Origin of the sequence: Streptomyces sp. NRRL B-3229, assembly GCF_000719505.1 — a bacterium.
Classification (GTDB): domain Bacteria; phylum Actinomycetota; class Actinomycetes; order Streptomycetales; family Streptomycetaceae; genus Streptomyces; species Streptomyces griseorubiginosus.
Window position 1 is genome coordinate 20,127 of record NZ_JOGP01000001.1, and the last position, 15,234, is coordinate 35,360.

The 15,234-nt window shown below is 72.3% G+C and carries 15 protein-coding genes; 7 read left to right on the top strand and 8 right to left on the bottom strand.

Annotation, left to right across the window (positions count from 1 at the left end):
- Positions 1–82 precede the first annotated feature (82 nt).
- The 4 genes from IF54_RS0100090 to IF54_RS0100105 all read right to left on the bottom strand — a co-directional run bounded on the left by IF54_RS0100090 (position 83) and on the right by IF54_RS0100105 (position 4,386).
- Positions 83–1,132, bottom strand: coding sequence for an MBL fold metallo-hydrolase (locus tag IF54_RS0100090; protein WP_030313088.1), 1,050 nt, complete (start codon positions 1,130–1,132; stop codon positions 83–85).
- Complete coding sequence (locus IF54_RS0100095; RefSeq protein ID WP_030313090.1) at positions 1,129–2,373, bottom strand: aminotransferase class I/II-fold pyridoxal phosphate-dependent enzyme; 1,245 nt, start codon at positions 2,371–2,373, stop codon at positions 1,129–1,131. Before IF54_RS0100095 ends, IF54_RS0100090 begins: the two co-directional genes overlap by 4 nt.
- Positions 2,374–2,564: 191 nt before the next feature.
- Positions 2,565–3,257 carry a hypothetical protein gene (locus tag IF54_RS0100100; protein WP_030313092.1) on the bottom strand — a complete coding sequence of 231 codons (693 nt, stop codon included), beginning with the start codon at positions 3,255–3,257 and terminating at the stop codon, positions 2,565–2,567.
- 331 nt (positions 3,258–3,588) lie between these two features.
- Positions 3,589–4,386 carry an RNA polymerase sigma factor SigF gene (locus IF54_RS0100105; RefSeq protein WP_030313094.1) on the bottom strand — a complete coding sequence of 266 codons (798 nt, stop codon included), beginning with the start codon at positions 4,384–4,386 and terminating at the stop codon, positions 3,589–3,591.
- 252 nt (positions 4,387–4,638) lie between these two features.
- Between IF54_RS0100105 and IF54_RS0100110 the strand changes: the two genes are divergently transcribed.
- Positions 4,639–6,435 (top strand): thiamine pyrophosphate-requiring protein, encoded by a 1,797-nt coding sequence (locus IF54_RS0100110; protein ID WP_030313096.1) that lies wholly within the window; start codon positions 4,639–4,641, stop codon positions 6,433–6,435.
- 46 nt (positions 6,436–6,481) lie between these two features.
- Here IF54_RS0100110 and IF54_RS0100115 read toward each other — a convergent pair whose 3' ends face one another.
- Positions 6,482–7,315 carry an alpha/beta fold hydrolase gene (locus IF54_RS0100115; RefSeq protein ID WP_030313098.1) on the bottom strand — a complete coding sequence of 278 codons (834 nt, stop codon included), beginning with the start codon at positions 7,313–7,315 and terminating at the stop codon, positions 6,482–6,484.
- A 105-nt stretch (positions 7,316–7,420) separates the two neighbouring features.
- Entirely contained in the window at positions 7,421–7,576 is a 156-nt protein-coding gene (locus IF54_RS42890) for a hypothetical protein (protein ID WP_199821159.1), read from the bottom strand.
- 150 nt (positions 7,577–7,726) lie between these two features.
- Between IF54_RS42890 and IF54_RS0100125 the strand changes: the two genes are divergently transcribed.
- Genes IF54_RS0100125 through IF54_RS0100145 form a run of 5 tightly spaced genes read left to right on the top strand, consistent with a single transcriptional unit; the run spans position 7,727 to position 11,907 of the window.
- Positions 7,727–8,113, top strand: a complete 387-nt coding sequence (locus tag IF54_RS0100125) for a DUF2795 domain-containing protein (protein WP_030313100.1) — start codon at positions 7,727–7,729, stop codon at positions 8,111–8,113.
- Complete coding sequence (locus IF54_RS0100130; protein ID WP_030313102.1) at positions 8,110–8,562, top strand: CBS domain-containing protein; 453 nt, start codon at positions 8,110–8,112, stop codon at positions 8,560–8,562. The genes IF54_RS0100125 and IF54_RS0100130 overlap by 4 nt, the downstream gene beginning before the upstream one ends.
- Positions 8,559–9,215, top strand: coding sequence for a hypothetical protein (locus IF54_RS0100135; RefSeq protein ID WP_037819001.1), 657 nt, complete (start codon positions 8,559–8,561; stop codon positions 9,213–9,215). Before IF54_RS0100130 ends, IF54_RS0100135 begins: the two co-directional genes overlap by 4 nt.
- Positions 9,216–9,220: 5 nt before the next feature.
- Positions 9,221–9,763: a type 1 glutamine amidotransferase domain-containing protein gene (locus tag IF54_RS0100140; RefSeq protein ID WP_030313104.1), complete on the top strand. Its 543-nt coding sequence runs from the start codon at positions 9,221–9,223 to the stop codon at positions 9,761–9,763.
- A complete protein-coding gene (locus tag IF54_RS0100145) occupies positions 9,763–11,907 on the top strand; it encodes a catalase (RefSeq protein WP_030313105.1) in 2,145 nt (714 codons plus the stop codon). Before IF54_RS0100140 ends, IF54_RS0100145 begins: the two co-directional genes overlap by 1 nt.
- Before the next feature lie 198 nt (positions 11,908–12,105).
- Here IF54_RS0100145 and IF54_RS0100150 read toward each other — a convergent pair whose 3' ends face one another.
- Entirely contained in the window at positions 12,106–12,387 is a 282-nt protein-coding gene (locus tag IF54_RS0100150) for a DUF6158 family protein (RefSeq protein WP_030313106.1), read from the bottom strand.
- A gap of 66 nt (positions 12,388–12,453) precedes the next feature.
- Between IF54_RS0100150 and IF54_RS0100155 the strand changes: the two genes are divergently transcribed.
- Positions 12,454–13,569, top strand: a complete 1,116-nt coding sequence (locus IF54_RS0100155; protein WP_030313107.1) for a Vms1/Ankzf1 family peptidyl-tRNA hydrolase — start codon at positions 12,454–12,456, stop codon at positions 13,567–13,569.
- Between the two features lie 30 nt (positions 13,570–13,599).
- Here IF54_RS0100155 and IF54_RS0100160 read toward each other — a convergent pair whose 3' ends face one another.
- Positions 13,600–15,222 carry an ABC-F family ATP-binding cassette domain-containing protein gene (locus IF54_RS0100160; protein ID WP_030313108.1) on the bottom strand — a complete coding sequence of 541 codons (1,623 nt, stop codon included), beginning with the start codon at positions 15,220–15,222 and terminating at the stop codon, positions 13,600–13,602.
- Positions 15,223–15,234: the final 12 nt, after the last annotated feature.

Consider the following 15,234-nt stretch of genomic DNA (forward strand, 5'->3'; position numbering starts at 1 on the left):
GTGGGGGGCTGGTCGCGCCCACGCGGCGGAGCCGCACATCGATACAGCCCCGCGCCCCTAGGTAGATCCCGCTCGCCCCTTGCTACGACAGCACTCGGGAACCCCCCACCGGCAGATCCCACAGGTTCTCACGATCGAGGCCCGTCTTCTCCCATGCCGCCCGCACCCGCGTGAGCGGCTCCAGCACCGGTTCCGCCGACAGGACGAACGTGGCCCAGTGCATCGGGGCCATGCGCTGGGCGCCCAGGTCCTGGGCCGCCCGGACCGCCTCCTCCGGGTCGCAGTGGACGTCGCTGAGCCACCAGCGGGGGTCGTAGGCGCCGATGGGGAGAAGGGCGAGGTCGATGCCGGGGTAGCGGTCGCCGATGCGGGAGAACCAGTGGCCGTAGCCCGTGTCGCCGGCGAAGTACACGCGCTGTCCGTCCTGCGCGGTGAGGACCCAGCCGCCCCACAGCGTGCGACAGGTGTCGGTGAGGGAGCGCTTGGACCAGTGGTGGGCGGGGACGAAGTCGAACCGGACACCTCGGAGTTCGGCCGCCTCCCACCAGTCCAGCTCGGTGACCGCGGTGAAGCGGCGGCGGTGGAACCAGCGGGCGAGACCGGCCGGGACGAAGACCGGGGTGTCGCGCGGCAGGCGGCGCAGGGTCGGGGCGTCGAGGTGGTCGTAGTGGTTGTGGCTGATGACGACGGCGTCGACGCGGGGCAGTGCGTGCCAGTCGATGCCGACCGGGGTGACCCGGGCCGGGGTGCCGAGGATTCGGCGGGACCAGACGGGGTCGGTGAGGACCGTCAGCCCGCCGATCCGGACCACCCAACTGGCGTGTCCCGCCCAGGAGACGGCGACCGTGCGAGCATCGACGGCGGGCAGCGGGGCGGGGGCGTAGGGCAGCTTCGGGATGTCGGCGAGACCCTCGGGGCCGGGGCGTACGGCGCCTTCGCGGGCGAAGCGGGCCATGGCCTTGAGGCCGGGCAGCGGGGCGGTCAGTCGGTCGTGGAAGGACCGCGGCCACACTCTGCGCTCACCCAGGGGTCGGGGCTCGGCGAGTGGCGGGGCTGCGGGCGCGACGGAGGACGGGGCCGGGGGTTCGTCGGCCACCCGGGTGCTGGTGGTCGACTCGGACTGCTGCGTCATCGAGGAGGCTCCCATCGCTGAGCGTCGTCGCGGAGGTCGTCGAAGACCGACTTCAAGGTCATCAACTTGCGTTGCACGTGTGGCAGTTCCAACGGGGCGGGTGACGTGAGGCATTCCGCGCGTTCCTCGTCGGAGTCGCCGAGCAGCGGGCCGGTGGCCAGCCTTACGCGCAGGGCGCCGAGGTCGTCGCCGAAGCGGTGGCCGCCGGGCGCGGGCATGCCCAGCCGGGTGGTGAGGAGGTCCTCCAGGTCCTGCGCGTCGCCGACGCCCTGGGCGGTGAGGGCGGGGCGCAGCGGGCCGAGGTCGACGTAGAGGTGGCGGCCGGCCCGCGGGGGCAGCGAGAAGGCACCCGCGCCGACGACGGCGGCGTGCGCGGCGGCTGCCACGCGCGCGTGGAGCTTCACGACGGCCGCGCGGTGCGCGGTGACCGTCTCGGGCTCGGTGAGGGCGTGGGCCGCGGCCGCGGCGACCGGGGCGGCGACGCGGGCACCCAGGGCGGTCAGGACGTCCAGCACGCGCGCGCGGAGGCCGTCCCCGCTGCCGTTCGCCGGGAAGCGGGCGATCGCGGCGGGCCAGCCGGTCGGCAGCAGAGCCCCGGCCAGGTCGGTGACGACGGTGACCCGGTCGGGCAGCATGTCGGCGGGGCTGAGCGGGACCGTCTCGTGCGGGGCGTGCACGGTGTCGCGCCAGGTCTCGTCGCTGACCAGGTGCAGGCCCTCGCCCGCTGCGGCCTCGACGGTCTCGTGGAGGAGCTCGGGCGGGGCGACGGTGGCGGTGGGGTCGTCGGCGACGGACAGCACCAGCAGCCGCGGGTCACCGCCCTCGGCGCGCACCCGGCGCACGGTCTCCAGGAGGGCGTAGGGGTCCGGGACACCGCCGCACTCGGCAGGTGTCGCCACGTGGAAGACGGGCCTGCCCAGCAGGCGCGCGTACGGCGCCCACCAGGCGGCACAGGGCCGCGGCACCAGGACGTCACCGCCCAGCGCGGCGGTCAGGGCGAGCAGCAGGGCTGGGGCGCCGGGGGCGGCGGCCACATGGTCGGGCCGGACGAGCAGGCCGCGCCGGGCGGTGTAGTCGCAGGCGGCCTCCAGGAGCGGGGTGCCGCCGCCGACCGGTTCGGCCCGGGGGCGGGCGGCCGCGGCGGCGAGGACTGCGGTGAGCTCGGGCAGTACGGGCAGTCCGTCGTCGGGGAGCGGGGGGCCGTAGCGGACGGGGCCGTGGTCCTTCGGGTCGGTCCGCATGGTCACCTCCGTCAGCCGCTCCGCGGTGGCTCGTCGGGTCCGCCGTCTCGTCCTGCCCCGCCTGTCGCGTCTGTCGCGCTCCTCGCGATCTGAGTACCCACGGTGCCGAGGGGCCATGGCCGCCCGTGCGGGTTGCGCCCGTCACACCGTCCTGACGTTTCGGCCGGGGCCTGCCCGGCCCGTGGGGCCTGTCAGGTGTCTCTCGTCGGGACCTTGCGGCGCAGCCGGTACACGGCGCCGCCGGCGGCGCCCGTGATCAGCAGTCCTCCGGCGACCAGGGCGGGCACGCTGTCGGTGAAGCTGCCACCCTGGCCGGCCCGGACCGGACGCTGGACGACGGCGGCGGCGCAGGCGTCGGTGCGTGGCTCGGTGTGCTGCGTGGTGTACGGCTCCACGCTCGGCTCGGCGCAGGGGCGGTGGCTGTCGGTGGCGGTACCCGTTCCGGTGCCGGTGCCCCGGGTGACGGTGAACGTGGCGCTCCAGGCCTTGCCGGGCGCGCGGTCGGCGGTGGGACAGGTGCCGTCGACGGTCCACGCGGAGTCCGGTCCGACACCGCCGGCGCCGTCCTGGAGCTCCTGGTCGGCGGAGACCTGCGCGGTGCCGCTGTAGGCGGGGCCGGTGACCGCGTCCTCGTTGCCGGGCACCAGTTGCAGCCGTACGGTCTCCGTCTCGAAGGCCTCGGAGGTGGCGTCGAGGGTGGCGGGGGGCGTACCGGTGCCGGGGTCGCAGGACACGGACACCGTGACGCTGCCGCCCGGCTGGACACTGCCGGGGCTGACCTCTGCGGACGGATCCGCGAATGCGCTGTGCGCGGTGCCGCCCAGGGCGATCCCTAGCACGGGAAGGACGACGGACAGGGCCCGGAGACGGGCGGTGCGGCGCATGGGGCGGACTCCTTCGGCCGACGGCTGCGGGGCCCGTCGTCGGGCGTCGGGGATACGACGACTGGGCCGGGGCACGACGGTCGCACCCGCAGCCATCACAGCCCGCCCTCCCCCGTCCCGCGCGCGGCCGGAGTCCATTGGCGGGACGGCGGGGGCCGACCGGGTGACAAGAAGCCGACGGAGACCGCCCCGCATCCCACAGGCGCGACCACCGCCGGACCCGGGCCGACGACAGAATCTGCCCCGCCCGTCATCGGCAGGCCCACTCACGCCGCCCCCACTCCCGGGCAGAACCACCCTCGGCGCTCCCCTCAGGGAACACCCCCCGCGCTCACGCCCCCGTATCCCGCATGATCTGCTCCCGCAGCCGGCCGCAGCAGCGGCTGATCAGGCGGGAGACGTGCATCTGGGAGATGCCCAGCTGCTCGGCGATGCGGCTCTGGGTCATGTCGGCGAAGAACCGCATGTAGAGGATCGTCCGCTCCCGCTCGGACAGCGCGGCGAGGCGGGGCTTGACGGACTCGCGGTCGACGACCGTGTCCAGCGCGGGGTCGGCCGAACCGAGGGCGTCGGCGAGCGAGTAGCCGTCCTCGCTGCCGGGCAGCTCGGCGTCGAGGGAGAGCGCGGTGAAGCTCTCCAGGGCCTCCAGGCCGGTCAGGACCTCGTCCGCGCTCATGCTCGCGTGCGCGGCGATCTCGGGGACGGTGGGCCCGCGGCCCGGGATGGTCTGCGAGAGGTCCTGGACGGCGTAACGGACCCGGTTGCGCAGGTCCTGGACCCGGCGCGGCACGTGCAGTGTCCACATGTGGTCGCGGAAGTGCCGCTTGATCTCGCCGGTGATGGTGGGCACGGCGTAGCTCTCGAAGGCGTTGCCGAGGCCGGGGTCGTAGCGGTCGACGGCCTTGACCAGGCCGAGCGCGGCGACCTGGCGCAGGTCGTCGAGGGTCTCGCCACGGTTGCGGAAGCGGCCGGCGAGCCGGTCGGCCATGGGCAGCCAGGCCTCCACGAGCCGTCCGCGCAGGGCGTCTCGCTCGGGCCCCGGGGGCAGTTCGGCGAGCCTGCGGAAGGCCTCGGCGGTGTCGGGGGCGTCGTCGTGCGGGTGGTGCTTCGCGCTCACTGAAGTGGGCATCAGCGTCGCAACTCCCTAGATCGTGCTCTGGGTGGACGATCGGGGGTGGGAGCGCGTCCGCGAGGGGTGACCGGACGGGCGCGACCGTGGCGGCAGGGGGGCCGCTCCCACGGGTGTGCCTCCGGTCCGAAGCACTGGGACTGCGCCTGCCCCCGGCCCCTCGCGCCAAACACCGGGGGAAGGTTTTCCCGGAGCACGCAGGGTGACTCGTAGGGCTGCTGCCTGTGCCATCTATGTCCGGGAGGTCAGCACATGAGCACCAAGGTGTCCGATCACATCCTCGAGCGGCTGCGCGAGTGGGGTGTGGACCATGTCTTCGGTTATCCGGGCGACGGCATCAACGGTCTGCTGGCGGCCTGGGGACGGGCCGGCAACCAGCCGCGGTTCGTGCAGTCCCGGCACGAGGAGATGTCCGCGTTCGAGGCGGTCGGTTACGCCAAGTTCAGCGGGCGCATCGGAGTGTGCGCGGCCACGTCGGGGCCCGGGGCGATCCATCTGCTCAACGGCCTGTACGACGCGAAGCTGGACCATGTGCCGGTGCTGGCGATCGTCGGCCAGACGCACCGCACGGCGATGGGCGGGTCGTACCAGCAGGAGGTCGATCTGCACACCCTGTTCAAGGACGTCGCCTCGGAGTTCGTGGAGACGGTGACGGTCCCGGAGCAGCTGCCGAACGTCCTGGACCGGGCGATCCGCACCGCGTACGCCCGTCGCTGTCCCACCGCGATCATCATCCCGGGGGACGTCCAGGAGCTCGACTACGCGCCGCCCACGCACGAGTTCAAGATGGTGCCGTCCAGCCTGGGCCGCAGCAACTGGACCACGGTGCCCTCCGAGGAGTCGCTCCAGCGGGCCGCGGAGATCCTCAACTCCGGTGAGAAGCCCGCGATCCTGATCGGTCAGGGCGCGGCCGGGGCGCGGGCCGAGGTGGAGCGGGTGGCCGAGATGCTCGGCGCGGGGGTCGCCAAGGCGCTGCTCGGCAAGGACGTCCTGAGCGACGAACTCCCGTACGTCACCGGCTCGATCGGGCTGCTGGGCACGCGTCCGTCGTACGAACTCATGCGGGACTGCGACACCCTGCTGACCATCGGGTCGTCGTTCCCCTACACGCAGTTCATGCCGGAGTTCGGCAAGGCGCGGGCGGTGCAGATCGACATCGACCCGCACATGATCGGGATGCGCTATCCCTACGAGGTGAACCTGGTCGGCGACGCGAAGGCGACGCTCCAGCGGCTGATCCCGATGCTGGACGCGGAGCGCGGTGAGCGCAAGTGGTACGCGACCGTGTGCGACAACGTCAAACGCTGGCGTGACGTGATGGACCGGCGGGCGCAGCAGTCGGCCGACCCGATCAACCCCGAGTACGTGGCCCGGGCGCTGGACCCGCTGCTGCCGGACGACGCGATCGTCACCTCGGACTCCGGCTCCACCGCCAACTGGTACGCCCGGCACCTGACCATGCGGCCGGGCATGCGCTCCTCGCTGTCCGGCACGCTGGCCACGATGGGCCCGGGAGTGCCGTATGCGATCGGCGCGAAGTTCGCGCACCCGGACCGGCCGGCGATCGCCCTGGTCGGGGACGGGGCGATGCAGATGAACGGCATGGCGGAGCTCATCACGGCGGCCAAGTACCGGGAGCTGTGGGAGGATCCGCGGCTGATCATCGCCGTCTGGAACAACCACGACCTCAACCAGGTGACCTGGGAGATGCGGGCCATGGAGGGCGCTCCGTCGTTCCTGCCCTCGCAGCAGCTTCCGGACGTGCAGTACGCCGCGTTCGCCCGCTCGCTGGGCCTGACCGGGATCCGGGTGGAGAAGCCGGAGGACGTCGAGGCGGCCTGGCGGGCCGGTCTCGCGGCGGACGGGCCCGCGGTGCTGGAGTTCCTGACGGATCCGGCCGTACCGCCGATCCCGCCGCACGCGACCTGGGAGCAGATGGAGGCCACGGCCGCCGCGATCCTCAAGGGTGACGCCGACGCCGGATCCATGGTGAAGCAGGGCTTCAAGGCGAAGGTGCAGGAGTTCCTGCCGGGGCGGGAGAAGAAGTGAAGTAGCCACGGAGGGACCGCATCCCCGTCCTCGGGCCCCCTTGTTCTCAGTTCGCGGGGGTGTCGGCGCAGGAGCCGAGGAACTTCGTCATCACGTCCGCGACCCACTGCGGTTCCTCCTCCGGCAGCAGATGTCCGCCGTGGGGGTGGACGAGTTCCTGGGCGCCGGGGATGTCGCGGGCGAAGTGCTGGCCGTCGATGCGCGCGCTGCGCAGCACCAGCGTGGGCACCGTGACGCGGGGGATCTGCGCGCTGCGGTCCGGCTGGTCGGTGTTGCAGAAGTCGACGAAGGCCGAGCGGTTACCGGGGCGGCTCATGAGCTGATGGGCGCGGTCCACCATGGCGTCGTCCACGATCCGCGAATGCGGCCCGACGGCCTCGCGCAGGTTGCGTTCGAGCGCCCCGCGTGGCATCACCCGCCTCAGCAGCGGCCGCACCAGCGGGTTGCGGGTCAGGCGCATCCCCGCGGGCACCGTCTTCTCCGGATAGCCGGTGGCATTGACCAGGACCAGGCCGGTCAGCCGCTCCGGATGATCCAGTGCGAGGTTCCAGGCGATGTTGCCGCCCAGGGAATTGCCGGCCACCGCGTAGCGCGGCACGCCCAGCGCCTCCAGGAAGCCGGCCACCGTCGCGGCGTACACCGGAACGCGGTAGTCGCGGTCCTTGCGCGGGCCCGTCAGTCCGAACGCCGGCAGGTCGGGACGGATGACGTCGAACGATTCCGACAGCAGATCCGTCGCGCGGTCGAAGTGCTGGAGGGATGAGGCACTGCCGTGCAGCAGTACGAGTGCCGGGCCGTGCCCTGCACGCTTGTAGTGGATCCGCAGGCCGTCCACCTCGGCGAACCGGGAATCGGGCTGGGGCTCAGACCAGGGAGTCATAATGGATACACTGTTACCGATATGGTGAGGGTGTCAAGCGAAAGCCTCAGCCGAGCAACCGTCTCCACGCCCCACAAGAGCTGAGCTCCCAGGTCAAGGTCAAGGTCAAGGGAATCGAACTGTTTCCTTCGGTCCGACCGGGAGGGCGGCCGGTTCGAGCCGGTCGGCCTCCGGAGCCGGGAGCATCAGCTCCTCGTAGCGGCCGAGCGCGAGCAGGGCTGCGAGCATCAGGATCGGTATGAGCGCGGCGAGGACGACCATCGCCAGTCCTTCCCAGGGGAGGTGCGCGGGGGGTCTGCATCGGGTCTCCCCGCTTCCGCCGGACAAACCCCCTGCTTCGGCCGGACAAACCCCGTGTCGGCCTCCGGTCCTCGGGTACGCGGTGCGGACCCGAAGATCTGGAGTGGAGACATGCAGCGAGGCAGCGACCGGCTGAGCCGCCACCGCGACGACGAGATGAAGCACGAACTCCAGGGTCTGCTCCGCTCCGGGCACCCCACCCGGAGCGAGGAGTGGAACGACCCGGAGCCGACCGCCGACGACGATCCGCAGGTCTGGGGAGGCCCCGTGGTACCGGGCGGCGCGGGGGCGTCCCTGGAGGGCGTCCGACTGGAACTGGCCCGGATCCTGGGCCGCACCTCGTTCCCCGCCGGCCCCGTGGAGCTGGTGCGGGTGCTGCGCCGCCAGAACGCCCCCGACGCCCTCGCCGAGGCGGTGGCGGGGCTGCCGCCCAAGGAGCACTACGCCAACGTCCAGGAGCTCGCGCGGGCACTCACCGGAACGGAGGGCACGCCGTGACGGCCGCGCTCGTGCGGGACGTGATGACGCCCGGGGTGGTGGCCGTCCGCCCGGACGCCTCGCTGGTCGAGGCGGCGCGTCTGATGCGCTCGCAGGACATCGGCGACGTGGTCGTGGCCGACGGCCAGGAGGTCGTCGGGGTGCTCACCGACCGGGACATCACGATCCGGGCCGTCGCCGACGGCACCGACCCGTCGACGGTGAGCGCCCGGTCGGTGTGCACCCCGGATCCGGTGACGGTGGCCCCGGGCGACCCGGTGACGCAGGCGGCGGCGCTGATGCGGGCGCACGCCGTGCGGCGGCTGCCGGTCGTGGAGGACGGTCTGCCCGTCGGCATGGTCAGCCTCGGCGACCTCGCCGCGGACCGGGACCCCGGCTCGGCGCTCGCCGACATCAGCCGCGCGGAGCCCGACCCGGAGCCCGGGGCCGACCCCAGGGACCTGCTGTGAGGGACCGGGCCGCGGAGATCGCCGCCGGGACGACCGTGGACGTCGGCGACGTCACCACCCGCTATCTCCTGTACGGCCTGCTGCCCGGCTGGTTCGAGCCGGGGCTCGCGGACTGGGTGATGCACCGGCGCACCCGCATCGAGGACACCTCGGGAACCAAGGAATCCCTCATCCTCCCCCACTGCCCGAAAGGACGTGGGGGCACCCCCACCCTGATGATGGCCGAGGTGGGCCTGCCCATCGCGCTGACCCTGCGCTACGAGGTCAACCCCCTGCTGCTGACCGTGCAGTTGGGCGGGGCCGCGGTCCACGAGGCGACCGCGCTGTGGGACGTGAGGACGGCCGTCGACAGCGACCGCGAGGTCAGGCCGCTGGAGCAGCACATCCACAGCTTCCTGGAGTCGCTGCCGTTCGGCGCGCTGGCCGCCCTGATGTGTCTGCACGCCGACCAGGTCAAGTCGCTGGCGCGGGGCGGAAGGGGCCACAAGGACGCCTGGCGGCTGGTGCCGCGCAGGCGGCCGCTGTCCCCCGGCTATCTGACGGGCATCGGCGCCGCGATCGGGGCGTGCGTGCTGCTGCCGTACGGGGAGGAGCTGCTGCGCTGCGCGCGCACGGCTCGTGCAAGGAAAAAGCTTTCCAAGAAAGGACGTTGACCATCATGCGCATCGCGTTTCTGACCGCACCCGAGGGCGTCGAGCAGATCGAGCTCACCGATCCGTGGCAGGCCGCGGTGGACGCGGGCCACGAGCCCGTGCTCGTCTCGACGGAGCCGGGGAAGATCCAGGCGTTCAACCACCTCGACAAGGCGGACACCTTCCCCGTGCAGGAGGTCGTGGGTGAGACGTCCGCGGACTCCTTCGGCGCCCTCGTGCTGCCCGGCGGAGTGGCCAACCCCGACTTCCTGCGGACGGACGAGAAGGCCGTGGCGTTCGTGCGGGACTTCTTCACCCAGGGGCGCCCGGTGGCCGCGATCTGCCACGCGCCCTGGACGCTGATCGAGGCGGACGTGGTCCGGGGCCGGGTGCTCACCTCGTGGCCAAGTCTCGAGACCGACATCCGCAACGCGGGCGGCACCTGGGTGGACGAGCAGGTGAAGGTCTGCGACCACGGGAACAACAAGCTGGTCACCAGCCGCAAGCCGGACGACCTCAAGGCGTTCTGCCAGACGTTCCTCGATGTGTTCGCCCAGGAGGCCGCCTGATGGACCGCACCGACCAGGACGCCACCGCGTCCGCCGACCGCAAGCAGCGTCAGCGTGAGGACTTCCACGCCGACGACCCGGCCGCCGGGCCGCTCACCACCGACCAGGGCGTCGAGGTCGACCACACCGACGACTCGCTCACTGCGGGTGAGCGCGGTCCGACGCTGATGGAGGACTTCCACTTCCGGGAGAAGCTCACCCACTTCGACCACGAACGGATCCCGGAGCGGGTGGTGCACGCGCGCGGCGCGGGCGCCTACGGGTACTTCCAGCCGTACGAGTCCTGCGCCGAGTTCACCCGGGCCGCCTTTCTCCAGGACCCGGCGGTCCGCACCCCAGTCTTCGTGCGGTTCTCGACCGTGCAGGGGCCGAAGGGCTCCGCGGACACCGTGCGGGACGTGCGCGGATTCGCCACCAAGTTCTATACGTCCGAGGGCAATTACGACCTGGTCGGGAACAACTTCCCGGTCTTCTTCATCCAGGACGGCATCAAGTTCCCGGACTTCGTGCACGCGGTGAAGCCGGAGCCGCACAACGACATGCCCACCGGCGCCTCCGCGCACGACACCCTGTGGGACTTCGTGTCGCTCCAGCCGGAGACCCTGCACGCGATCATGTGGCTGATGTCGGACCGTGCGATCCCGCGCAGCTACCGCATGATGCAGGGCTTCGGCGTGCACACCTTCCGCTTCGTCAACGCGGAGGGCAAGGGCACCTTCGTGAAGTTCCACTGGAAGCCGAGGCTGGGCTCGCACTCGCTGGTGTGGGACGAGGCGCAGGAGTGCCAGGGCCGCAACCCGGACTTCAACCGGGGTGACCTGTGGGACGCCATCGAGGCCGGCGAGTACCCGGAGTGGGAGCTTGGGGTGCAACTGGTGCCGGAGGAGGACGAGTTCGCCTTCGACTTCGACCTCCTCGACGCCACGAAGCTGATCCCGGAGGAGCAGGTGCCGGTACGGCCGATCGGCCGGATGGTGCTCGACCGCAACCCGGAGAACTTCTTCGCGGAGACCGAGCAGGTCGCCTTCCACACCGCGAACGTGGTGCCCGGCATCGACTTCACCAACGACCCGCTGCTCCAGGCCCGCAACTTCTCCTACCTGGACACCCAGTTGACCCGCCTCGGCGGTCCCAACTTCGCGCAGCTGCCGGTGAACCGGCCGGTGGCGCCGGTGCGCACCAACCAGCGCGACGGCGCCCACCAGAGCGCGATCCACCGGGGCACGAACTACTTCCCGAACTCCCTCGGCGGTGGCTGCCCGGCCCACGCCGGTGTCGACGGGAAGGCCTTCACGCACTACACCGAGCGCGTCGACGGGCACAAGATCCGGCGGCGCAGCCCCAGTTTCCAGGACCACTGGAGCCAGCCGGCGCTGTTCTGGAACAGCATGAGCGACTGGGAGAAGCAGCACATCGTCGAGGCGTTCCGCTTCGAGCTGGGCAAGGTGGACGCCCGGGCGGTGCGGGCCCGGACGGTTGAGCAACTGGCCAAGGTGAACGGCGAGTTGGCGGCCGAGGTGGCCCGTGGCATCGGCGTGCCGCAGCCGTCGGGACCCGCCGCCGAGGCCGCCGAAGCCGCCTCGGCCTCCAAGTCCGCCTCTCCCGCGCTCAGCCTGGAACAGCAGCGCGGCGACGGCTCGATCCGCACCCGGAAGATCGCGGTCCTGGTCACCGACGGGATCGACGCCGAGCAGGTGACCTCGGTGCGGGAGCGGCTGGCCGCCGAGGGCGCGATCGTGGAGGCGCTGGCCCCGGTCGACGGGGAGGTGCGGGGGGCCGACGGCGAGCTGTACACCGTCGACCGGGCGCTGCCGACCGTGGCGTCGGTGCTGTACGACGCCGTCCTGCTGCCGGGCGGGCCCGTGGGCACCCCGCCGGCCGCCGCCGACCCCGACGCGATGCGGTTCGTCCGGGACGCCTACCGGCACGGCAAGCCGATCGGCGCGCTCGGCTCGGGCGTGGGGATCCTGTCGGCCCTGGAGCCGGAGGGGCTGCGGCTGTCCGCCGAGTTCCACCACGTGGAGTCCGACCTGGGCGTGGTCACGGAGACGTCGCCGGGTGCGGCGGGCGAGGAGTTCCTGGACGCGTTCGTGGCCGCGATCGCCGCGCACCGGCACTGGGACCGGCCGCCCACGCGTCACTGAGCCCTCGTGGCACGTCGACGGTGACCTGCTGATCATGCGATCGGCGGGTCACCGTTCGCCGTTCCGGGCCAGGGACTGCCGCGCCCGGCCTCGCAAGCGTGTCACTCCCGGCCTCGCGAGCGTGTCACTCCCGGCCTCGCGAGCGTGTCACTTCCGGCCTCGCGAGCGTGTCGCTTCCGGCCTCGCCGGGATGCCCGGTCAGTCCTCCCCCGGAGTAACCGACTCCCCCGGCTTCCGCTCCCGTGCCCCCTCCCGGGTGCGGCCCGCGGCCACGGTCCGGTCGGGGTTGCGGCGCAGGTACTCGCCCTCCAGGCCCGCCATGCGGTCGTTGTGCGCCCGGAGCGCGTCGTTCGAGCCGTAGAGCAGTGTGTCGTGCCGCGTGCGGTGGATCGTCTCCAGCTCCTTCATCAGCTGCTGATCGTCCAACCGGCTGGGGTCGACTCCGTTCATGGTGGTACCCCGCTCGTCGTGTTCGTCCATGCGCTTCGGGTACCCGCCCGGCGAGCACTACCGCACTGCCCCCGAACGGCATCCGGGAGGGAAATCATGGATCTCGCCTTTCTGCATCCACTCTACGAACATCAGGGCCCCTGGGCCTCCGTGTACGTCGGCACCCCGCCCCGCACGGAGGACGCCCCCCACGAACGGCATCTCGCGGCGGTCGCGGTCGCCCGGGAACTGTCCAGGCAGGGGGCCGACGAGGACACCTGCGTGGCGGTGCGGGAGGCACTGGAGGAGCTGCGGCCCTCGGCGGAGCCGCACGGCAGGGCCGTCTTCGCCCGGGCCGGCGAGGTGGTCCTCGAACCCCCGCTGACCAGGTCCCCCGAGGCCGACGTGGTCCGCTGGGGCACGCTGCCGCACACCGCGCCGCTGCTGGAGCTGGCCGGGGAGGACCCGGTCTGCGTGGTGGCGTACGTTGACCGCAAGGGCGCCGACTTCGAGCTGCGCGGGGCGCTGGGCCGCGAGGACGCCGGTTCGGTGACCGGGAAGCAGTGGCCGGTGCACCGCACGGGCACGGCCGACTGGTCGGAGCGGCACTTCCAGCTGCGGGTGGAGAACACCTGGGAGCACAACGCGGCCGAGATCGCCGACGCACTGGCCGTCTGCCAGGAGGAGACCGGCGCCGACCTGCTGATCCTGGTCGGTGACGAGCGCGAGAAGCGGTCGGTGCACGACCGGCTCCCGAAGCGGCTGCACGACCTGGTCGTCGAGGCCGAGCACGGCGCCGGCAGCAGGCTGCTCGACGAGGACGTGGAGCGGGCCCGCACCGGTCAGGTGCGGCAGCGCGCGGAACGGGAGCTGGAACGGTTCCTCGCGGCCCGCGCGCCGGGCGAGGACGGGCGTCCCGGCGCCGTGGAGGGCGTGCCCGCGCTGGTCGAGGCGGCGCGTGAGCACCGTATCCACGAACTCCTCGTCCGACCGGACGGCCCCGACGCGCACCGCACGGTGTGGATCGGCGAGGACCCCGACCAGCTGGCGGTCCGCCGTACGGAGCTGAAGATCCTCGGCGAGCAGAACTCCTGGTCGGCCCGTGCGGACGACGCGCTGATCAGGTCGGCGGTGGCGACGGGCGCGCCCGCGCTCTCGGTCACGCCGGCCGACGGCGCCTCGGCCGGGGAAGCGCCGGTGGGCGGCCTCGGCGCGCTGCTGCGCTGGGCCTGAGACGCCCCGGAAGGGCCCGGTGGCCGACGGTCACCGGGCCCTTTCCACGCGCCGCTCGTCCCACACCGGCTCGTCGGTCTCGCGCACGCGTCCGTCCGAGCCGAAGACCAGGTAGCGGTCGAAGGACTTGGCGAACCAGCGGTCGTGGGTGACCGCGAGGACCGTGCCGTCGAAGGCCTCCAGGCCCTCTTGGAGGGCCTCCGCGGACTCCAGGTCGAGGTTGTCCGTGGGCTCGTCCAGGAGGAGCGCGGTGACGCCCTGGAGCTCCAGGAGAAGGATCTGGAAGCGGGCCTGCTGGCCCCCGGAGAGCCGGTCGAAGCTCTGCTCGGCCTGTCCGGTCAGCTCGTAGCGGCGCAGCCGGGACATCGCGGCGCCGCGGTCCTGGGCGTGCTCCTTCCACAGGATGTCGAGGAGGGTACGCCCGAAGAGCTCGGGGTGGGCGTGGGTCTGCGCGAAGTGCCCCGGCACGACCCGCGCGCCGAGCTTCCACTCCCCCGTGTGCGCCACGGTCGGGTCCCCGGCCAGCAGCCGCAGGAAGTGCGACTTGCCGGAGCCGTTGGAGCCGAGGACGGCGACCCGCTCGCCGTAGAACACCTCCAGGTCGAAGGGGTTCATCAGCCCGGTGAGCTCAAGCCCCTTGCAGGTGACGGCCCTTACGCCGGTACGGCCACCCTTGAGCCGCATCGTGATGTCCTGCTCGCGCGGCGGCTCGGGCGGCGGCCCGGCCTCCTCGAACTTGCGCAGGCGGGTCTGGGCGGCCTGGTAGCGGGAGGACAACTCATGGCTGATGGAGGCGGCCTGACGGAGGTTCAGCACCAGCTTCTTCAGCTGGGCGTGCTTCTCGTCCCAGCGCCTGCGCAACTCCTCGAAGCGGGCGAAACGTTCACTCCGTGCCTCGTGGTAGGTGGAGAAACCGCCGCCGTGCACCCAGGCGTCCGCGCCGGTCGGCGAGGGCTCCACCGACACGATCTTCTCGGCGGCCCGGGACAGCAGCTCGCGGTCGTGGGAGACGAAGAGGACCGTCTTGCGGGTCTCCTTCAGGCGCTCCTCCAGCCAGCGCTTGCCGGGCACGTCGAGGTAGTTGTCCGGCTCGTCGAGCAGCAGCACCTCGTCGGTGCCGCGCAGCAGCGCCTCGAGGACGAGCCGCTTCTGCTCACCGCCGGACAGCGTCCGCACCTGCCGGAACTGCGCCTTGTCGTACGGCACCCCGAGCGCGGCCGTGGTGCACACGTCCCACAGCGTCTCGTACTCGTAGCCGCGGGCCTCGGCCCAGTCGGAGAGGGCCTGCGCGTACTTCAGCTGGGCGGCCTCGTCGTCGACGGTCATGATCAGGTGCTCGGCCCGGTCCACGTCCTGGGCGGCCTCGCGGATCCGCGGCGGCGCCACCGACACCAGCAGGTCCCGTACGGTCGTCTCGTCCCGTACGGACCCGACGAACTGGCGCATCACCCCCAGGCCGCCGCTGACGGTGACGGTCCCGCCGTGCGGTTTCAGCTCCCCGGAGATCAGCCGCAGCAGCGTCGTCTTGCCGGCCCCGTTGGGCCCGACGAGCGCCACGACGGCCCCTTCCCCCACCCGGAACGACACATCGCCGAGCAGGGCCCTCCCGTCCGGGAGGTAGTACTCGAGGTGCGCGGCTTCCAGATGTCCCATGGGCGGCATTGT